This is a genomic window from Lutibacter holmesii (assembly GCF_042679665.1).
Lineage (GTDB): Bacteria > Bacteroidota > Bacteroidia > Flavobacteriales > Flavobacteriaceae > Lutibacter > Lutibacter holmesii.
The window spans coordinates 30,743-52,337 of record NZ_JBHTMV010000004.1; the positions used below are offsets into that span (position 1 = coordinate 30,743).

General features: G+C 31.0%; 17 protein-coding genes. 5 read left to right on the top strand and 12 right to left on the bottom strand.

All coding sequences use genetic code 11. The annotated features are described in order from the left end of the window. Positions 1-25: 25 nt before the first annotated feature. The 4 genes from ACFQ5N_RS08470 to ACFQ5N_RS08485 all read right to left on the bottom strand — a co-directional run bounded on the left by ACFQ5N_RS08470 (position 26) and on the right by ACFQ5N_RS08485 (position 4,890). Positions 26-436: a hypothetical protein gene (locus ACFQ5N_RS08470; RefSeq protein ID WP_386809067.1), complete on the bottom strand. Its 411-nt coding sequence runs from the start codon at positions 434-436 to the stop codon at positions 26-28. A 484-nt stretch (positions 437-920) separates the two neighbouring features. Further along, on the bottom strand, positions 921-1,226 hold the full coding sequence (locus ACFQ5N_RS08475) for a hypothetical protein (RefSeq protein WP_089381948.1): 306 nt from the start codon (positions 1,224-1,226) through the stop codon (positions 921-923). Between the two features lie 289 nt (positions 1,227-1,515). Continuing rightward, the gene (locus tag ACFQ5N_RS08480; protein WP_386809068.1) at positions 1,516-3,552 is read right to left on the bottom strand and encodes an ATP-binding protein; all 2,037 of its coding nucleotides are present in this window, start codon (positions 3,550-3,552) and stop codon (positions 1,516-1,518) included. Positions 3,553-3,708: 156 nt separating this feature from the next. Then, the gene (locus ACFQ5N_RS08485) at positions 3,709-4,890 is read right to left on the bottom strand and encodes a tyrosine-type recombinase/integrase (protein ID WP_386809069.1); all 1,182 of its coding nucleotides are present in this window, start codon (positions 4,888-4,890) and stop codon (positions 3,709-3,711) included. Between the two features lie 460 nt (positions 4,891-5,350). On the opposite strand from ACFQ5N_RS08485, the gene ACFQ5N_RS08490 reads away from it, so the two are divergent. Next, a complete protein-coding gene (locus ACFQ5N_RS08490; RefSeq protein ID WP_386809070.1) occupies positions 5,351-5,752 on the top strand; it encodes an HU family DNA-binding protein in 402 nt (133 codons plus the stop codon). Between the two features lie 181 nt (positions 5,753-5,933). Here the strand turns inward: ACFQ5N_RS08490 and ACFQ5N_RS08495 are convergent, their stop codons facing one another. The 3 genes from ACFQ5N_RS08495 to ACFQ5N_RS08505 form a co-directional block, all read right to left on the bottom strand. Further along, on the bottom strand, positions 5,934-6,125 hold the full coding sequence (locus ACFQ5N_RS08495) for a cold-shock protein (protein WP_386809071.1): 192 nt from the start codon (positions 6,123-6,125) through the stop codon (positions 5,934-5,936). A 144-nt stretch (positions 6,126-6,269) separates the two neighbouring features. Further along, a complete protein-coding gene (locus tag ACFQ5N_RS08500; protein ID WP_386809072.1) occupies positions 6,270-7,094 on the bottom strand; it encodes an META domain-containing protein in 825 nt (274 codons plus the stop codon). A gap of 153 nt (positions 7,095-7,247) precedes the next feature. Beyond that, positions 7,248-8,081 carry a hypothetical protein gene (locus tag ACFQ5N_RS08505; protein ID WP_386809073.1) on the bottom strand — a complete coding sequence of 278 codons (834 nt, stop codon included), beginning with the start codon at positions 8,079-8,081 and terminating at the stop codon, positions 7,248-7,250. 275 nt (positions 8,082-8,356) lie between these two features. Here ACFQ5N_RS08505 and ACFQ5N_RS08510 point away from each other — a divergent pair, with 275 nt between their 5' ends. Beyond that, positions 8,357-9,964, top strand: coding sequence for a fumarate hydratase (locus ACFQ5N_RS08510; RefSeq protein WP_386809074.1), 1,608 nt, complete (start codon positions 8,357-8,359; stop codon positions 9,962-9,964). 359 nt (positions 9,965-10,323) lie between these two features. Beyond that, positions 10,324-10,488: a hypothetical protein gene (locus tag ACFQ5N_RS08515; protein ID WP_386809075.1), complete on the top strand. Its 165-nt coding sequence runs from the start codon at positions 10,324-10,326 to the stop codon at positions 10,486-10,488. Between the two features lie 54 nt (positions 10,489-10,542). Here ACFQ5N_RS08515 and ACFQ5N_RS08520 read toward each other — a convergent pair whose 3' ends face one another. The 5 genes from ACFQ5N_RS08520 to prfB form a co-directional block, all read right to left on the bottom strand. After that, positions 10,543-13,005, bottom strand: a complete 2,463-nt coding sequence (locus ACFQ5N_RS08520) for a TonB-dependent receptor domain-containing protein (RefSeq protein WP_386809076.1) — start codon at positions 13,003-13,005, stop codon at positions 10,543-10,545. Positions 13,006-13,219: 214 nt separating this feature from the next. Continuing rightward, a complete protein-coding gene (gene arsC, locus ACFQ5N_RS08525; RefSeq protein WP_386809077.1) occupies positions 13,220-13,558 on the bottom strand; it encodes an arsenate reductase (glutaredoxin) in 339 nt (112 codons plus the stop codon). Positions 13,559-13,600: 42 nt separating this feature from the next. Continuing rightward, positions 13,601-15,991: a TonB-dependent receptor domain-containing protein gene (locus tag ACFQ5N_RS08530; protein WP_386809078.1), complete on the bottom strand. Its 2,391-nt coding sequence runs from the start codon at positions 15,989-15,991 to the stop codon at positions 13,601-13,603. A 154-nt stretch (positions 15,992-16,145) separates the two neighbouring features. Continuing rightward, the gene (locus ACFQ5N_RS08535) at positions 16,146-16,766 is read right to left on the bottom strand and encodes an HAD family hydrolase (RefSeq protein WP_386809079.1); all 621 of its coding nucleotides are present in this window, start codon (positions 16,764-16,766) and stop codon (positions 16,146-16,148) included. Next, entirely contained in the window at positions 16,766-17,872 is a 1,107-nt protein-coding gene (gene prfB, locus ACFQ5N_RS08540) for a peptide chain release factor 2 (RefSeq protein WP_386809080.1), read from the bottom strand. Before prfB ends, ACFQ5N_RS08535 begins: the two co-directional genes overlap by 1 nt. A 165-nt stretch (positions 17,873-18,037) precedes the next feature. Between prfB and ACFQ5N_RS08545 the strand changes: the two genes are divergently transcribed. Together ACFQ5N_RS08545 and ACFQ5N_RS08550 are read left to right on the top strand one after the other, a co-directional pair. Beyond that, positions 18,038-20,455: a zinc-dependent metalloprotease gene (locus ACFQ5N_RS08545; protein WP_386809081.1), complete on the top strand. Its 2,418-nt coding sequence runs from the start codon at positions 18,038-18,040 to the stop codon at positions 20,453-20,455. 74 nt (positions 20,456-20,529) lie between these two features. Next, positions 20,530-21,552 (top strand): threonine aldolase family protein, encoded by a 1,023-nt coding sequence (locus ACFQ5N_RS08550; protein WP_386809082.1) that lies wholly within the window; start codon positions 20,530-20,532, stop codon positions 21,550-21,552. The last annotated feature ends 43 nt before the right edge of the window (positions 21,553-21,595 follow it).

The window sequence follows — 21,595 nt, forward strand, 5'->3', positions numbered from 1 at the left end:
TAATGTTTATCGATACTCCCTTTAATTAATTTCTTCTCTGTCTCTTTTGAGATATTATTTTTTGAATTAACGGTGTCATTATGTTACTCCTCTCAAATTCCACTGTCATGTTTTTCCAATAATGAATTGTGAATTCATGAATTAAATAGTCTTCAATTAAGATTGGTTCCACTTTATCCCAGTAATTGACAAATTCAGTTTGATTAGGTTGTTCAGCAATTGCGTCTAAAATCATTTCCATGAGAGTGAATTTTTTATCCTCATTTGTTAGAATGACATAATAATCCAAATATTGTTGAATATCCTCTGGATTGCCTGGTGTATATGAATACCCAGCCATTGAGTCCCAATTTGGAATTCTTTCTTTTAGGTTTAACTCTGTAGCTAATTCATCTAATGCTTTTTTCGTTGTACATCTGAATTCTGGTTTGTCCATATTTTTTTTCGTAATGACCGCTAACGGTTTAGTATTAAGATTTGTGCGAATGAAAAATCGGAGATTTTTCGGTTGTAGCAAATCGTTTGTTAGAATCTTTGTCGGTTTTACTAAATCAAATTTAAGCATAAATTTTATACATTGTTACCAAATTTTAGCGACACGTTCTGCTTATAATTGAACTTTAGTATTTTCCGATATTTATCATTCTAGTTTTATTTTTGTTTGAACTCAATCAAATCATTTCTTTAATTATAAATTTATCTTTTTACTTGTTTTAGCGTTTTGCAATTTTTTCTCCGATTCAATTTTAATTTCTCCGATTAAATGCTCAAATCAGTTCTCATTTTAAAACTCCTCCGTTTCAATGAGTTTCCCGTTTTAACTCTAAAATCGATAGAGAGTAGAAGTGAACTCAATTATTCTCATTTTATATTTTCTCAGTTTCGAATATTAAAACTTTGTAAACTCAGGAATCAAACTATTAAAATGCAACAGTATTTTTCATATATTCTATCATTACAAAGTGAAAATAGATTATTGCTATCGGTATATTTAAAAGTATAATTCCAGCACTAATTAAATTCTTATTTCTATTCTCTTTTTCTTTGATAAATTTATTTATTAATCCTAATAATATTCCAGCATTTACAATTGCTGCAATAATTACAAAAAACATTCCTGGTATCATTAATTGGTATCTATAATCAGTATAGAAGAAACTCAAGAAAAATATTGAGCCTAAAACAAAAGAAATAATTGCAGTATAAATTCCAATTTTATTTATCATTTTTCTTTCGAGCTATTTTTGGTAACGAGTTTTTATATGATTTGTGCGACTGGGAAATCGTAGATTTTTCGGTGGTAGCAAATCGTTTGTTGAATGTTTGTCGGTTCNTTGTTATATCCAAGTGAAATTAACGTTTTATCATTCTAAATTTCCGGATAAACGTATGTTTTCTTTATTTTATCAATTAAAATAACTTGGTTATTAATTTTTGATCTAATTTAAAATGTTTTGTGCAATTAAGCTAACGTTTAAGTAAAAATTAAACAATACAAGTCTATTTAAAATGCTTCTATTTAATGTTTTTTAATAAATTAAGTAGCTTTTCTCTATTTATAGGTTTAGAAATATAACTGTTGCAGCCTACAGCCAATAATTTTTGTTTATAACTTTCTTGCGCAAATGCAGTATGACCAATTATATAAACATCTTTATTAAACGTTCTAATTATTTTAGTGGCTTCAAAACCGTTTAAATAAGGCATTTTTATATCCATTAAAATAACATCTGTAGCTGGATATTTTTTAGCCAATTCAACCACTTCATTTCCGTTTTTTGCATAATGTATACTTTTTGAAACATCTTTTAATATTTCTTTTAAAAAATAATAGGTAGTGCTATCATCTTCAGCAATAATAATATGGTAATGTGGTAAAGCTTTAGGTTTTGTAATTTGTGGTGCTTTAGGTTTGGTAACTATTTCTTTTTTAGAAGCATTTGGTATAAAAACATAAAAAGTTGTGCCTTTGGTTGGTGCTGATGTTAAATTAATTTTTCCGCTCAATAATTGTACATAGCCTTTTGAAATAGATAAGCCTAAACCTGAACCTTCATAACCACTTGAGTGCGATGAGTCTGCTTGTACAAATTCATTAAAAATGGTTGCTTGTTTATCTATAGGAATACCTATTCCGGTATCTGCTATCCAAAATTCAACTCCGTTTTTTGAGTAACGATACTTTAGTTCAATTCCACCATTTAAAGTAAATTTTAAAGCATTTTTTAATAAGTTGGTTAAAATAGAATTTAGTTTATAAGGATCACAATAAAATGGAGTAGATGAACCAGTAACTGGAGCATCTAACGTTAAATACAATCCTTTTTCGGTAGCTTCCTGGTTAAAAAAATCTACAAGTTCAGTAACCATAGTTTCAATTGCTACCTGTTTAATTTGAACAACTTCTAACCCCGAATCTAATTTAGAAATATCAACAATATTGTTAATAGTATTCAACATTCTGTTACCGCTTTTTTGAATAATATCAATAAACTTGGTTCTTTTTTCTGTAGAGTAATCTGCGTTTTTCAACAATTCTGTAAAGCCTAAAATACCATTCATTGGTGTGCGTATTTCATGACTCATATTGGCTAAAAAGGCCGATTTCATTCGGTCACTTTCTTCAGCTTTAAATTTTTGAATTTCTAACTCCTGCATTATATCAGCATTTACCTCAATTTGACGCCTCAAATCTTTAGTCTTATTGCGCACCTTGGTTCGTAAAATCCAATTAATTATTAAAAGAGCTAAAAATAAAGCAGTGATAATAAAAATATATTTTATGTAATCTTTCCAATTAAAATGTTGTTTTTCATAGTTTGAAAACCATTTGTTATAAATTTTTTCATACGTGCCATTGGCTAAAATTACTTCTAAACCATTGTTAAGTATTTGGGCTAGTTCAGGACTGTTTTTAGAAACTTTAAAACCCATATTTCGTTCTAAAATACGATGATCTAGTGTTTTTATATAGTCTTTTTTTAACTTATTGGCAAAATACAACCCACCAATTCTTTGCCCAAATAAACAAGTAATAGCATCGTTATCAATAGCTTCAATCAATTCTTCGTAATTTTTAATATAAATGAATTTTGCTGAAGGATTTAAGGATAAAACATAATGTACCAACACATCATTTTTCCACATAGCTACCAATGGGCTTTTAGTAGTTCTAAACTTTTCTAATGAAAAATTTGAGATATACTTTGTATTGTAAAAGAAACAATGTGATGTGTTTATAGTAGAACGTGTATAAATATAATTTTCATCAATACTACCAGGGTAATGCGCACCACCTATAGCGTTGGTTTTACCATTTTTTAATGCTGTATTAATGGCTGCCCAATTACCTGAACTTATTTGTATATCTGTAGTGTCATACAAATCATTAATAGCATTTAAAATATCTACGTTAAAGCCTACTAATTCTTGCTTTTCATTAGTAAAGTTAAATGGAGGGTAATTATTGCTAAAAGTAACTTCAAATTGAGGGTATAATTTACTCGTTGTACTAACAATGAATAAAAATAAGAAGATCAATTTACTTTTCATTAAAAATGTGGGGTTTTAGGTGCCACAAATTTAACAAACATTTTTACATATTTGTAGTTATCATCTATTATTTTTAATATTTAAAGTTTGCTAATCTTTTGATTTGTTGTGTGTTAAACCTTGTGTTTTTTGTGAGTAAAAAGGCAAAATCTACTTTTAATAATTTTCAGATAGCCTATTAATAGTGGGCATTTCATTGGTTAAACTTTTTAAAGCCATATCTAACGGGCTCTTAATTTGAAGTAGGTCTTTTTTGCTAACGTGCGTGTAAATCATAGTAGTTTCAGGTTTGGCGTGCCCTAACAATTCCTGAATGTATCTTAAATCTATACCGTTTTCTAATAGGTGAGTGGCATAACTATGACGCAATGTATGTGGTGTTACTTTTTTTGTAATTTTAGCTAATTTACAAGCTGTTTTTAAAAAACTTCGAATGCTTTCAGCCGAGTATTTTTTACCTTCAACAGCGCCTTCAACAAAATATGTTTTTGGAACATAACTGGTGATGTAATTTACCATTAACGGAATAAAACTTTCAGCTAAAATAATATGCCTATCTTTTCTTCCTTTGGCATTTTTTACAATAATTTGCCGCCTATCAATATCAATATGTTTTAGTTCTAAATTTAAAAGCTCGCTAATGCGTAACCCTGCAGAATAGATCATAGATAAAACAGCTCTGTGTTTTAAGTTTTTTGTACAGCGTAACAAATCAATTACTTCTTCTTTAGACAATACTGTTGGTAAAATTTTGTCCTTTCTTGGTCTTGTAAGTCGCACTTCATCAATAGCGCATTCCGGATAAAAAGCTTTAAATAACTTTATGGCGCTAATTAATTGTCGTTGGGTACTTACACTTAAATTTCGTGGTATAAAAACATCTTCAATAAACAATTCAACATCTTTGTTTGAGAGTGTTTGTAAAGGCTTATCTTTAATATAATCAATAAAGTCTGCTAATAAAGTAAAATAGGTTTTTACAGTACTTTCACTATAGCGCTTTCCTTTTAAATATTTTACATACAGGCGCAATACATTTTTGTTTTCTTCTGAAATGTTTCGTGGTTTTTTTGGTGTTTTTAGCAAAACAGTTTCATATACAGATGCATCTAAAATAAACGTTACATCTTGTTGTATTGCAGCTTTTAAGGTTGAAATACTTGCTGAAGTAAAACCGGTATACCATCCGCGTAGTGTTTTGCTCCATTTATAGTTGCCTATTGCTTTAATATTTTCTTTAATAGCAAAATTAAAATCAAATAAAACTAAAAGCTGTACTTCATTTCTATGTTCAACTTTTTTTAATAATAGTGTAGGTGTAGTGGTTTGTTTTTTCATAGCAAATCAAAAATACAAATTTGCAAACAAACACAAAAATAGAAGCACTAAAATTATTGATTTTGAAGGCTATAAGTACAAAGTGAAGGTGTATTTTTTAATTAAATTTTATAAAATATGTGTACAAACTACTTTAAAAGTAATTGCATCACATAATTTAATTACAAAAATTGATATACCAAGCGCTTAAATTGCGACAAACAATAGCGAGATTTGCATCAAACTTGCGGGAAAGTTTTGTATAAGTGCAGGGAGTTTTTTGTGAAACTAGTACAAATAGCTTGTTAAAAATGTACAATAATTTTACAAATATTGTAGATAAATTTTTAGAAAAATGTACATAATTTACAAAAGGAAGAAAAATACTGTAAAATATGTGTGTATAACGTTAATAAAAAGTTACAAAAAATTACAGTACGTTTTATTATAAATGATTATTTTTAGTAAAAAATTAGTGAAAATGGCCATACGATACAGAATTACAAAAAGAACCAATACCATAGCTTCTGAAAAGAAAGAACAATTTATTATGCAAGCGGTAAATACCGGTACTGTAGATTTAAAACGAATTTGTGAAGAAATTAGCAATGAGTGTACTTTAAGTATAGTTGATGTAGTAGGAGTAACCACCGCATTGGGAATAAAATTACAACAACATTTAGAAGAGGGGAAAATAGTAGATTTAGGAGATGTTGGTAAATTTAAAATTGGTTTTAAAAGCACCGCAGCAAATACCGCCAAAGAATTATCACCCAAACGTAGTATTAAAAAATTTCATTTAAACTATCAACCTTCTAGTTCCTTTAAACATCGTTTAAAAAAAGCGATTACCGTATATAAAGAAGGAAGCAGAAGTACCTAAAAAGGCCTTTGTTAGCTTAGTAAAACAACTTATTAATAAAACAAGCTATGCAACAATTGCAAATGTGGTTGTACGTTGTGTTATCAAAAAAAGGGCTATTACCTTTTTTTTAAAATTATGGCACAAAAAAAAGCCTATCACAATAAATGACAGGCTTGTACATTAAAAATAAAATATATACTTAAATTACTTTTACGTTTACGGCATTCATTCCTTTTCTACCTTCTTGTAATTCGAATTCCACTTCGTCACCTTCACGAATTTCATCGATTAAACCAGAAATGTGTACAAAATGTTCGCTTCCTGAACCTTCTTCTTTAATAAATCCAAAACCTTTAGTTTCGTTGAAGAATTTTACTGTTCCTTTACTCATGTTATTTATTGTTAAATTATATAAGTCACAAATATAACTTTTTTTAATATAAAACCATAAGAATTAATTGTCTAAATTTAAACTAAATGTTATAATAACATTAATAATTGTGTGTATTACGCAAACAATGTATAAAAAATAGCATTAATCAATATGTTTTAAGGTCATTCGTTTCTTATTATTTGTATAGAGCTGAAGTTCATTATTTTGAAGCGTATATTCAAGGTTTTTTAAACTTAAAATGCTATTTATTTTTTGTGTTATTGCTTCGTTTTTAATACAAGCCATCATAGTACTAGCCAAAGGCCCAACAAACAAACGGTTACCTTCATTATAAAAAGACCCTCTAAATGTATTGCATCCATCTGCACCCATAATACGTTTAGCTGTCATGTCAATTTCAACAACGGGCTTATTTTTACGAAAATCAGTTGGATCTATTTTTAAACTATCAACTTGTACAATTGCCCAAATATCATGCAATCTATAATCAGGTATATAGTTTCCACAAGCATTAAAATTGGTGTAGTCTTTTGCTGATGCGGCCTTATAATTTATACGAACCGTATAGTTACTTTCTAATTTGGTTGTTTCATTTACACAAGCTGAAGGTATAATTTGTACAATTAATTCTCCTTCTTCAGTAACAGTTCTATAGCGTTTTACAGGATGATCTTGCGCTAAAATAGGTATAACTGCAGGAGCTTTATACGCAATACCATTGGTGGTTTTAAAATAAAATTCGTTGTCAAAATCCATGGTTAAAATCCAAGCATCATTTTCACCTGCAGCATAAAAATCAATACCGTCTTGCTGCATTGTTATAAGTTTTTGTTGTGTATAGGTTGTTTTGTGAATGGTAGTGTCTTGCAAATTTTCTTGAGCAGTAGGTTTCATTTTTTGAGACTTTTGAGAGCAGGCAGTAAGTAAACATAAAATAATGCATACCAGTGTACTATTTAATTTCATAAGTGTATTTTTTAAGAAATATAAATTTAATACAATCTACTTTGCAAAACTAGTTTTATGCTAAGTTTTAAGTGGTAAGTAAAATGTTTTGTGCTGTTTAAAAGGTTAAATACCTGTAAAATAAGGCGGTTGAAAACAAATAGATCAATAAATTTATTTCAAATTCCCAATAAGTGTTATTGTAGGCCCACTAAATGACAAGTCAAAACTTCCGTTCCAAACATCTTTATTTACATTGGCATTCAACTTAAAAAACCTATAATCAATAGAAACTGCCAAGTTTTTAATAATTTGGTAGCGCACACTTGGCGAAATATCCCATAAGGAACCAGAGTAATCACCATAGGTTAATCCAAACCAATCCAATCTAGCGGTAAAAGCCCATTTTTTAGTAGGTGCATAATAATACCATATTGCAAGGTTTGGAAGCGGTGCTGTAGCTGAAACCGAGGCTGTACGAAATTCATTATCATTATTGTTAACAATAGCATTTCCTTCAATATAAGGTCCTATGTTTAATACGTGGGCACCTAAACCAGCACCTAATTCATGTTGTTGTCCTGTAGAAATTAATGTTCCAACTAACAAACGAAACAAATCTATTTTATATCCAATTTTTACTTCGCTACCTTTTCCAAAGGTATAATCACCTGCAACAATATCTTCCTCTAATTCTTTTTGTCTGCTATAACTTGCGTTAAAATATTCAGTTGAAAGTTTCCATTTTTTTGCAAAACGCCAATCAAAAAATGTATTAGGTCTAGCATTGTTGTTGTTAAAGTCAAAAGTTTCACCAAAATTTATTTCATTATTTTCTGAAGAAGCATTTACACCAAATTTAACTTTTTGGGTAGGAATAAATACACCAATTCCCAATTGAAATTTGCTTGTAAGAATTGGGTGTTTTTCTGTGGTACTTTCTTGACCGTAAAAATGAAATGGAAAAGCAATACCTATTAAAAAAAATAAAACAATTATATTTTTCATGTAAAATTGAATGTGGTTATTATTGAATACTCTAAATTACATGATTAAACGCAACTTACAAATAATTAGTTCAACTAAATAAATAGCTTTTATTAAAGTTTAATGTTTGTTTTAAATACAAGGTTTACTTTTATTACAAACGTTTAATTAACACAATTAAATGGGTGTTTTTTCAAAATAAACGGATAAATAAACCTTATTTCTAGGTTATATTTTCATCTGTCATCGTATATTTGCGAGAGTAAAAATTGATTTATCAAAAAAAAATATATAAGATGTCTGAATTTAAATACCAAAAGCCTTTTCCTATCACAAAGGACACTACAAAGTATCGTTTATTAACAAAAGAGCATGTTTCTGTAGTAGAATTTGACGGTCGAAAAATTTTAAAAGTAGCACCTGAAGGGTTAGAATTACTTTCGCAAGAAGCCTATCATGACGTTTCTTTTTATTTACGCGCTGCACATTTACAAAAATTAGAAAGTATTCTTAAAGATCCTGAAGCTACAGACAATGATCGTTTTGTAGCATATACAATGTTGCTAAATCAAATGGTGGCGGCTGCAGGAGAGTTGCCTACGTGTCAAGATACTGGAACAGCTATTTGTGTTGGTAAAAAGGGTGAAAATGTATTTACAGGTGTAGATGATGCTGCATATATTTCAAAAGGTGTATACAACACTTATGAAAGTGATAATTTACGTTTTTCTCAAATTGTTCCGCAAACAATGTTAAAAGAGAAAAATTCAGGAAACAATCTTCCAGCTCAAATAGATATTTACGCAGCTACAGGAAATAGTTACGAGTTTTTATTTATAACAAAGGGTGGTGGTTCTGCAAACAAAACATATTTGTATCAAATGACAAAATCGTTGTTAACAGAAGAAAACTTAACCAACTTTGTAAAACAACATATTATGGATTTAGGTACAGCAGCGTGCCCTCCATATCATTTAGCATTTGTGGTTGGTGGTACTTCAGCTGAAGTAAACCTAGCAACTGTTAAAAAAGCATCAGCAGGGTATTTAGATCATTTACCAACAGAAGGAAATGATGGTGGTCAAGCTTTTAGAGACCTTGAATGGGAAGAAAAAATCACCAAAATTTGTCAAGAAAGTGGTGTAGGAGCACAGTTTGGTGGAAAATATTTTGTGCATGATGTACGTGTAATTCGTTTACCACGTCACGCAGCATCTTGTCCTGTAGGATTAGGAGTAAGCTGTAGTGCAGATAGAAATGTGAAAGGAAAAATTACCGAAGAAGGAATTTTTCTAGAGCAATTAGAAAAAGACCCAAAACAATTTTTACCAAAAGAAGCACCACATTTAAAAGGAGCTATTGAGTTAGATTTAGATCAGCCTATGGAAAAAATACGTGCTGAATTGTCTAAATATCCGGTTAAAACACGTTTTAGTTTAAGAGGAACTTTAATTGTTGCACGTGATATGGCACACGCTAAAATTAGTGAAATGTTAGCCAAAGGAGAAGAAATGCCTCAGTACTTTAAAGATCATCCAATTTATTATGCAGGTCCTGCTAAAACTCCTACAGGAATGGCGTCAGGTAGTTTTGGACCTACAACAGCCGGACGTATGGATCCGTATGTGAATGAATTTCAACAGGCTGGCGGAAGTATGGTAATGGTTGCAAAAGGAAACAGATCTTTACAAGTAACTGAAGCTTGTAAAGCAAATGGTGGTTTTTATTTAGGGTCTATTGGTGGTCCTGCAGCAATTTTAGCAAAAAACTCTATCAAATCTGTTGAAGTAGTTGATTTCCCAGAGTTAGGAATGGAAGCAGTTCGTAAAATTAGAATTGAAGATTTCCCTGCATTTTTATTAGTTGATGATAAAGGGAACGATTTCTTTGCTGAATTTAAATAGGTTTTAAAAAACATTAAAATTCGTCGTTCTGAATAGGTCACACAAAGCTTGTTGAAGTGTTGATTCAGGATGTATGGATGTAATGATTAATTATTAGGAGAACCTTTATTTCGACTGCGCTCAATAACCGGTTACTGAGTGGAGTCGAATTACAGGTTGATTAAAATGTTACTTTTAAACAATCTCTTTTTTGGTCTAAAATAGTAACCATTGTGTTGCTGAACTTTTGATTATAGCGTTGCACTTTTATTTTTAATATTTAAATGAGAAATATCATCTAAAAAAAATAAAAAGTAGTTATGATTAATTAAAAATAAATACTAATTTTGTTTAAAATTTAAAACAAACATTTACAAATTATGGATTTATCTCAATTTTCAGGATTTTTAGTATTCTTAACAATATTCACCATGGGATTTTGGTTAATGATTTTTCTATTAACATTTGTAATTCCTTATTGGTTGTTTGGATCAGCAATGGAAGCTTGGAAACATAGAAAACAAAATAAAGTAGCCAAAAAATAAATAGCACTATATAGTATAAAAAAAAGCGTCTCTTTGGAGACGCTTTTTTTTGTGCTATGCTTTAAACATTTCTTCTTCACCACCATCAAAGCCTTGTTGGCGCTGGCGTTCACGTTTCTTTTTCTGATTGAATCTATAGGTGAAATTTAATCGGAAACTACGAGGTCTAAATCTAAAGGAAGAATCAGTATACGTAGTTTCAGTCGTTGTATTTGATTTACGTAATCTTGAATTTAATAAATCACTTACGTTAAATGAAATAGTAGCATTTTCATTTAAAATATCTTTGCTAAACGCTAAATCAATATTTAACATTCCTTCTCTTTTTGTTTGCGCACTTTCTGAGGGCCCTCTGTACATTGCACGGGTTTGCCAATCAATATTACCAGGTAAACGTACAGTAGAATTAATACGTGTAAACCAACTTCTGTTATCAGCATCATAATTTACATCGTCATAATCACCTTCAGTAATGGCTCTGTAAAAATTAAAACTGGTATTTAATTTCCACCATTTAAACGGATTGTAATTTGCAGTAAACTCAAAACCATACCTGTCTTGAGAGCTTAAATTAATAGGCATTGTAACAATTATCAATGTTGGCTCTCCGTTTATTTCTCTTGTTTCTTCGGTTTGTACATATTCAATATTATTTGTTGAATGTTGGTAGTATACAGATGAGTTTAATGTAAATTTATTCCAACGTTTTAAATAGCCAACATCAAAAGCACTAGTATAAGTAGGATCTAAGTTTATATTTCCTTTTCGTATAAAAGTTTCACTAGTTCTTGATTCAAACGGATTTAAAAAGCGAGATCTTGGTCTTCTTAGTCTTCTGTTAAAACCAATGGTTAAACTTTCCATATCGTTAAATTCTATTCCAACATTTACTGTAGGGAAAAGTTCTGTCCATTTCTTTTGATTGTATTCTTCAGTTTGCACTAAAAATATGGTTCTATCAGTAGTTTCAGCACGTAAACCTAACAGTACAGAAACATTGTTAAATTTTGTACCGTATTGTGTATAATATGAATAAATGTCTTGCGAAAATTCTAAGGTGTTAGAAAAATCAGTGTTATTTTCAAATTCACCAGAATCAGGATTAAAATCTTCAACAATATAATCTGATGTTAAGTCATTTAATACCATTTTAAAACCAGCCTCAAATTGTGCGTTTTTTCCTAAAGGAAGTACATAATCACTTTGTACTAAAAAATCGGTTGAAGCATCATTTGTAGCGTTTTTTTCAGGGTTATTATCTATAAGTGACGGATATGTAGTAAAATCTGAAACTGCAGCAGCCTCGTTATCTGTGTCGCTACTGTGTTGCACATCCACCGTTAATTTGTGCCCATCAGTTTTAAAATTATGTGTAAAGTTAAGAGAGTATTCTATATTTTTTCCTTTTTCATCTTCATCATTTGTACGAATACTTGTTTGTGTTAATACCTCACTTGGGTCAAATTCGTTTGTTGTATTTACGCTATAATTTGCACCTTTTGAATCTCTGTAAAAAAAGGTACCCGTAATTGAACTTTGGTCGGTAATATAATATTCAACACCCATATTTGTGTTAAATCTATTTCTTGAACGGTCATAATCTGCTTCCTCATTTCTGTATCCTATAACTTCATTATCAGAATCAAAATAGGTAGCGTAGTTGTAAGAATCTCCTGGATATTCAGTATAACTGTAGCCTGTATTTGTAAAGAAGTTGAATTTTTTAGTACGGTAATTTAAGTTTGCAGACCCTCCGTAATTGTCTGGAATTCCTGTGGTTGCAGTAACAGAACCATTAAAACCTTGTGCTTTTCCTTTTCGCAATACAATGTTTAAAATCCCCGATGTACCTTCAGCATCATAACGTGCAGACGGACTTGTAATTACTTCTACTTTTTGAATAGCATCTGCAGGTAATTGTTGTAAGGCATCAGCACCGCTTAAACCAATCATTCCTGATGGTTTTCCATTAATTAATATTTGAACATTGTCGTTTCCTCTTAAACTTATATTTCCTTCAACATCAACAGTTACAGAGGGTACATTGTCTAATACATCAGAGGCACTTCCACCTTTTACGGTCATATCTTTACCAACATTGTATATTTTTTTATCTAAACGAATTTCAACAGTACTTTTTTCAGCAATAATTTCAACTTCATCTAAAGCTTGCGCATCTAAAGCTAACTCTATTACGCCCAAATCTTTAGATTTTACAATGGCTACGTTTTTTAGTTGATAGGTTTTAAATGAAATATATTCAATTGATACGTCATAGTTTCCTGCTTTTAGGTCTATGTTAAAAAGTCCTTTGCTGTCTGTAATTCCTCCTGTTATTTGAGTTCCATTTAATGGTTTTAATACTACCGTAGCGTATTCTAAAGGTTCTTTAGTATCAAAATCAATTACTTTACCAGTAAATTTTACGGAAGCATTTTTTGAGCCTTTTTGTTGTGCAAAAGTTTGAAAAAATGCGGCAATACAAAAGATAAAAATTCCTAATTTTTTTAAATGCATGTTTCTGTTTTTTTTGTGAAACAAAGATATATTGAATTTAAGAGAAACAGTGTTAATCAGTGTTAACGCATATAAGCGTAATTTTTGTAGTGTGGGTAAGTAGTTTTACTTTAAAATAGAATAATGTGTTGATTTTCAAAGGGTGTTCACAAAAAATCCTATCAAAATGAATTGATAGGATACTTGTTGTTAATTGTTAAAAAATCCCTAAAATTTACAAGATTGTTTTAATATTTTCTGGAGGTCTTCCAATAACAGCTTTTCCATTATTCACAACTATTGGTCTTTCAATAAGTTTTGGATTGGCAACCATTGCTAAAATAATTTCTTTATCAGTAAGCTCTTTTCCTTTGAAGTTTTCTTTCCAAATAGCTTCGTTTTTTCGTACCAACTTTAATGGTGGAATGTTTAATAATTGGATAATCTCTGTTAATTCAGATTCAGTAATTGGAGTGTCTAAATATTTTATAATTTCAAATTCAAGGTTCGAGTTTTGTAAAATTTCTAAGCCTTGACGACTTTTACTGCAACGTGGATTATGATATATTTTCATGGATATTCTTTTTTTCAAAAATAAACAATTTTACGGTATGTATTAAAATTCAGGCTTGATATCTTTTTTGTTGTAGTTCAAGTTTCGGTTGTGTTTGTGTTGGTTGAAACGATAGGTAAATGAAAGTATAAAAGTAGGAAACACGTTGGTTACAAGTCCTTCAGCGTAATAATGTGCATCAAAACGATCGCGGGCTGTTTTAAAACTATTAAAAACATCATTTGAAGTAAGGCTTATAGAAGCTGCATTGTCCCAAAAATCTCTGTTTGCTGATATGCTAGCGTAGGTAAATGCTTTGCGTTTTGAAAAATTACTTTGTGAAAGCAATTCATGATTTATGGTTGTTTGAAAATCAAACACCTTCGGAATTTTAATTTTGGTTACTAAGCTTTGTGATCCTCCAAAATTACGACTTGTATAATCTAAATGAATGGCATCTCCAGCACTATTAATAGTTTCAAAAACACCATGTTGGTCAAAAATATGAAGATGCGCGTATGCTGTAAAACTTAACCACTTATTTGGTGTGTAAATAGCTGTTAAATCTATTCCGTAATTGTTTACATACCCAACATTTTCAGGAGTTGTAATTAATTTGTCAATGTTTTCAATTTGCTGCCCTGTTTCATAGGTTACACGTTGCCAATAATTATTGTAACGGTTAAAAAATAGAGAAGGAGCAAGGGTAAATTTAGGTTTGCTAAGTGTATAAGATAAACGAGTTAAATGGTAAAATACTGGCGCTAAATAAATGTTCCCAACAAAAGACCAAGTTTCAGTATATTTTTGTTCGTACGGTTGTAATTGAGTGTAAGAAGGTCTTCCAATTTTTTTAGTGTAAGAAAGCGTTATACTCTCATCATCATTAAACATATAATCTAAATAAACGGCAGGAAACAAATTGTTATAGGTGGTTTTGTTTGTTGCTGCTTCTGTTTCAAAATCAACGGTAACCGTTGAAAACTCAGCTCTTAAACTAATACCAGCATAAAAATCGCCAATAATATGTTCATATTCAGCAAAAAAGGCATGAATATTTTCCGTATACTCCATATTTTCTGAATAAGCTTCGCTTTTGTAGCTAAACGGAATTGTTCCAAATTCACCGTAATAACCGGTTACAAAATTTGAATCTTCAGTAATGGGTGCGGCATATTTAATTTCAGTTCTATAATTTTCAATATAATTATCTTCAATATAACTTTCATTGGTAAATGTTGGATTTGAGTTTAGAATGTCAAAATCATACATTTCATCATCATTTGAATAGCTAAAATAGGCAGAAAGTTTTTGTGCTTCGCTTTTAAAATAATGATCAAAACTCACGGTAGCTTCAAAAATAGTATTGTTAAACAACCCTTCATGAAGTCTATCGTTTGAACCGGTTTCAGTTTCTGTAGCATCAAGTAATATTGCTGTTGTTTGGGTGCAATTATTAGCATTAATTGAAGTGTAATTAAGTACTGTAGAAAGGGTAGATTTTTTTGATAGGTTAAAATCTGCGCCTAAAATTCCGCTAAAATCATTTTTTGTAGCATTAAAATCACTGGTTCTATCAATAACGGAATAAGGATCTCCTTGTGTAAGGTACGTGGTGGTTGTTAGCGCGTTTTTGATGTCGTTTTTATGAATAAAACTAGGGTAAAAATAAATGCTTGTTGTATTGGTGTTGTAGTTTAAGTTTACCAAGGCGCCATAATAATTTTTATAACCACCAGATAAGGTTGCTGAACTATGAAAACCTTCTTCTTTTCCTTTTTTTAATAGAATATTTATAATTCCTGTAGAGGTAGCTTGGTAACTAGCTCCCGGGTTTGATATAACTTCAACTTTTTCAATAGAACTAGCAGGCAATGTTTTTAAGGCATCAGCTTTAGACAATGCTGTTACTTTACCATTTATAAGCACTGTAGGGTTTGCCATTCCATTTAAACGAATAGCACCATTAGGATCAACCGTAACAGAAGGAATGTTGTTTAACACATCTGTGGTCATTTTACTTTCAGCAGCCACATCTTTATGAACATTAAAAACGAGTTTGTTTGCTTTTACAGTAACCGCTTTTTTTGTGCCTTGAATTTCAATTTCTTCAAGTGTTTTGGTGTCAAGTTCTAAGGCAATAGTGCCTAAGTTTAAATCGTGTTTAAATTCAGATATGGCTAGTTTTTTGGTTTTATACGAAACAAATTCAATATAAGTTTGGTAAAAACCACTTGTAATATCTATAGAAAAATGACCTTTTTGATTGCTAATACCGCCATATTTTATGGTGCCTGAATCTATAGATTTAAATATAATGGTAGCATACTCAATAGGTTTTTTTGAGGTAGCATCAATTATTTTACCTGAAATGGTCGCTGAACTTGTTGAATTATTTTGACTAAATAAAACAAGGGGTAATAGTAGGGTGTATAAAAAAAAGAGTTTTCGCATTCAAAAAATCTTCACTAGCTATTCATAACAATTTGTACTTACATATGTGTAAATACAATACAATTTATTTTGCACGAAAATACAAATTATTGTTAAATAATTGCTGTTTAGATTAAAAAAAACACCTTTTGTTGATTTTTTGGTGTTACTACGTTTAAAGTTTAATGTTGAGATCCTTTAAATCTTGCAGTAATTGTTCGTGATTTTGAAAATGAATTCCGTTGAGTTTTAATTGGTTGGAAGCTTCAATATTTTCTTTATTATCATCAATAAAAACTGCTTTTTCAGGAGTAATTTGAAATCTTTCAAAAATAATTTGAAATATTTTTTCAGAAGGCTTTCTACATTTTTCTTGACCAGAGACTACTACGCCATCAAAATCGTTGAAAAAAGGAAATAATTCTATGGCTTTGTCCCATTTCTCTGCGCTCCAATTAGTTAGCGCAAATACGCGATAATCTTTTGAAGCTTTAAAATGTTTAAATAACGCAACATTTTTTTCAAGTGTACCTTTAAACATATGTTCCCAATCTGTATAAAAGGCTCTAATTTCAGTTTCATATTCAGGAAATTCAGCTATTTTTTGTGCTTCACCATCAGCTATTTTTTGTCCGGCATCGTGGGCTAAGTTCCATTCAGGCGTGCACACATTGTTTAAAAACCATGCCATTTTTTCAGGGTTATCTTTAAAAATTTGTTGGTATAAATATGTTGGATTCCAATCTACCAATACACCTCCTAAATCAAAAATAATAGTATCAATTTGCTGTTTCATTACAATTCGTTTGAAGATTCGTTTTGTCCTTGTTGCATTAAATAGGCTTTTAAAAAGGCGTCAATATCACCATTCATAACCGCATCAACATTTCCAGTTTCGTAAGCTGTACGCACATCTTTCACCAATTTATAAGGATGCATAACATAATTTCTAATTTGTGATCCAAAATCAATTTTCATCTTACCAGATTCAATGTCTTCTCTAGCTTCTAATTGTTTGCTCAATTCAATTTCGTACAATTGAGATTTTAGCATTTGCATAGCTCGGTCTCTATTTTCATGCTGTGAGCGTGTTTCTGAACACGAAATTTGAATGCCTGTAGGTTTGTGCTTTAACTGTACTTTGGTTTCTACTTTATTTACATTTTGTCCACCTGCACCGCTTGAACGTGAAGTTACAATTTCAATATCAGCCGGATTGATGGTAATTTCAATACTGTCATCAACCAAAGGATACACATATACAGAGGCAAAACTAGTATGGCGCTTGGCATTGCTATCAAATGGCGAAATACGTACCAACCTGTGTACACCATTTTCTCCTTTTAAATATCCAAAAGCAAATTCACCTTCAATTTCAATGGTAACGGTTTTAATACCAACAACATCACCCGCTTGAAAGTTTAATTCTTTTACTTTAAAACCTTGTTTTTCACTCCACATTAAGTACATACGCATTAACATTTCAGCCCAATCACAGCTTTCTGTACCACCTGCGCCTGCAGTAATTTGCAACACAGCACTTAAACTATCACCTTCATCAGAAAGCATGTTTTTAAATTCTAAGGCTTCTAATAATGTGACAGTAGTGTTATAGAGTTTTTCAACTTCTTCTTCTGAAGCTTCTCCTTCGGCATAAAAATCAAATAGAATTGAAATATCATCAAAATTTGTGGCAACAGTAGTGTAATCTTCCACCCATTTTTTTTGAGATCGAAGCTCCTTCATAATCAATTCAGCTTCTTTAGGATTGTTCCAAAAATCTGGATTGGCAGTTTTTTCTTCCTCATTTGCAATTTCAATTATCTTTCTATCAATATCAAGGTAAGTTTTTAACTTGCCAATGCGTTGTTCTAATTTCTGTAATTGTTCGTTTGAAACCATGTGTAGTGTTAAGAATTACAAAAATAACTTTTCATATGAAATAAACACAATTATTATTAATTGAGTTTAATTATGAAATAGCTGTGTTTTATTGATAAAAATTAGTTAATTCCTGTCTTTTGTTAAAATAAATTTTAAATTTATCATCTTTTTAAACAATCTATTATGAAAAACAAAATAACCCTATGTTTGTTACTATTTATTTTTAGTCAACATTTTATTGCTCAAACATTTGAGAAAACGTCTAAAATGCAGTCTTTTAAAGGCTTTTTTAACTTTTATTATGATGAGAGCACTGATAAAATTTTTATTGAAGTTGCTAATTTAGAGCAAGAGTTTTTATATGTAAACGCGTTGGCTGCCGGTGTTGGTTCAAATGATATTGGTTTAGATAGAGGGCAACTTGGTAAAAGAGCCGTTGTTAAGTTTATTAAAACAGGAAATAAGTTATTATTAATTCAGCCAAATCAATATTATAGAGCGATTTCTGAGAATGAAGAAGAAAAAAAATCTGTAAATGAAGCTTTTGCAACATCTGTTTTATTTGGTTTTAATATTATAGAAACAAAAGGAGAAAGCTATTTAGTAGATGCCTCCAAATTTTTTATTAGAGATGCGCACGGTGTTTCATCAAAATTGAAAAGAACAAAACAAGGAAGTTATAAGTTAGATGCTAGCAAAAGTGCTTTTTATATGGAAAGAACAAAGTCTTTTCCTAAAAACAGTGAGTTTGAAGCCATACTAACATTTAAAGGCGAAGCAAAAGGAAGAGAAATAAGGTCGGTTTCTCCAAATGCTTCCTTAGTAACTGTTAGGCAACATCACTCATTTATTGAATTGCCAGATGATAATTTTGAAATGAGAGAATTTGACCCTAGGTCAGGTGCAATTAATTTTTCATTTTTAGATTATGCAACACCTATTGAGGCTGCAATTGAAAAGAAATACATTATTAAACATAGATTAAAAAAGAAAAACCCTGATGCTAAATTAAGTGAACCAGTAGCACCAATTATATATTATTTAGATAGAGGCGCACCAGAACCAATTAAATCAGCCTTATTAGAGGGTGGAAGTTGGTGGAATCAAGCTTTTGAGGCTGCGGGTTATAAAAACGCGTTTCAGTTTAAACTATTACCTGAAGGAGCTGATCCTTTAGATATTCGTTATAATGTTGTACAATGGGTGCATAGATCTACCCGTGGTTGGTCGTATGGGGCAAGTATTGTTGACCCTAGAACTGGTGAAATATTAAAAGGACACGTTAGTTTAGGTTCGTTAAGAGTAAGACAAGATTATTTAATTGCACAAGCTTTGTTAGGCGCATCTAATAAAACGGGTGCTGAAAACCCTTTGTTACAAATGTCGTTAGCAAGAATTAGACAATTGGCAGCGCACGAAATTGGTCATACACTTGGATTTGCACATAACTTTGCGGCAAGTTTTAATAACAGATCTTCTGTAATGGATTACCCACATCCATATATTGCGTTAAAAAATGGAAACATTGATGTTTCCAATGCTTATGATACTGGAATAGGTGATTGGGATAAAGTAACGGTTGCTTATACGTATCAAGATTTTCCAAATAATACGAATGAGAAAGAAGCTTTAGATAAGATACTTCAAGACGCTATAAAAGAAGGTTTTAAGTTTATTTCAGATAAGGATGCACGTGCCAAAGGAGGTGCTCATTTGTATGCTCATTTATGGGACAATGGTAACAATCCTGCTGAAGAGTTAGAAAGAGTTTTAGAGGTGAGAAAAACCGGAATTCAAAATTTTTCAGTACAAAATATTAAAGATAACGAGCCTTATTCTAAATTAGAAGATGTGTTTGTTCCGTTGTATTTTTTTCATAGATACCAAGTGGAAGCTACCGCAAAATTAATTGGTGGTTTAGATTATTCATATGCTGTAAAAGGCGATGGGCAAACAATTGTTAAACCGGTTGCTGCTGACTTAGAAAAAGAAGCTTTTCAAAGTTTGTTAAAATCTATAAGTGTTGAAACGCTAAAAATTCCTGAAGCTATTGTTTCATTATTCCCGCCAAGATCTTTTGGTTATAATAGAAATAGAGAATCATTTAAATCAAATACAGGTGTGGCATTTGATGCTTTAAACGCTGCTTCAACAGGAGCAGAGTTGGTAGTTCAATATTTATTTAATGCAGAGAGAGCTAATAGAATGATTCAACAGAAAGCGTTATTTAAAAATAACTTAGGATTTGATGAAATGATTGATGAGTTGTTTGAAAATACATTTGAAAAAAAGAATAAAGATGCGTATGGTGTTGAGGTTCAGCAAAATATAAATCAAACAATTCTTCAAAATATTTTTGAATTGTATAGTGCCAACATAACTTCGTTTCAAGTAAAAGCAATAATCAAATTAAAATTAAATGAATTAAAATCTTCACTTTCAAATAAAACAACTGATAAGAATGCCTTATATGCAGCCGGTTATATTGAAATGATTGATAGTTTTATGAAAAACCCAGTTAGCTACAAAAAACAAGATGCTCCTAAAATACCAGACGGTTCACCAATAGGAAGTGGAAGTTGTAATTTTGGCCATTATTAATCAAATTTTAAATACATTTTTTAGTTCAAAATAGTTTAAATTAGCTTTTAGAATTAAAATTAGAAAATGAAATAATGGATATCAATTTAATAAGTGATACGGTTACAAAGCCTACCAAAGGAATGTTAGAAGCAATGCTAAATGCTGAAGTTGGTGATGATGTTTTTATGCAAGACCCTACAGTAAATGCGTTGCAAGAGAAAGTAGCGAAACTGTTTGGAATGGAAGCTGCTTTATTTTTTCCTTCAGGAACAATGGCCAATCAAACCGCAATTAAAATTCATACGCAGCCAGGAGATAAAATGTTTTGCGATAAATGGGCACACGTTTATAATTTTGAAGGTGGAGGAGCTGCCTTTAATTCAGGTGTAACCTCACATTTAATTGATGGTGAAAGAGGTATGTTTACCGCAGCACAATTGCAAGAGGCTGTGTCTAGTGGTAGATCAGATATTCACGTGCCATATGCTCGCTTAGTGGCCATAGAGAATACCACCAATAAAGGAGGTGGTGCTTGTTGGAATTTTGAAGAAATTATTAAAATACAGCGTATTTGTGCAGAAAATGAATTGGCATTGCATTTAGATGGTGCACGTTTATTTAATGCAATGGTGGCTAAAGGTGAATCTCCGTTGCAGTATGGAAAGGTGTTTGATACCATTTCAATTTGTTTGTCTAAAGGCTTGGGCGCGCCAATTGGTTCGGTGTTAGTAGGTTCAAAAAAACATATGGAACAAGCGTTAAGAGTTCGTAAATTATTTGGTGGTGCTATGCGTCAAGCAGGGTATTTAGCGGCTGCTGGTATTTATGCTTTAGATCATCATGTAGAGCGTTTGGCGGTAGATCATAATCGTGCGAAAATATTGGGTAGAACACTACAAAATTGTGATTTTGTAAAAAGTGTTGAACCAATTGAAACAAATATTGTAATATTTAATGTGGTAGATAGCATTAGTGAAGAAGCATTTATTAGCAGGTTGCAAGATGCTGGTATTGGTCTTATTTCTATGGGACAAGGTAAATTAAGAATGGTAACACATTTAGATTTTACGGAGCAAATGTTAGAATCGGTGGTGCATACCTTAACACATATTTAATTTTTTTGGTAGTGTAATTTTAGTGAATTTGTTACGACTTATT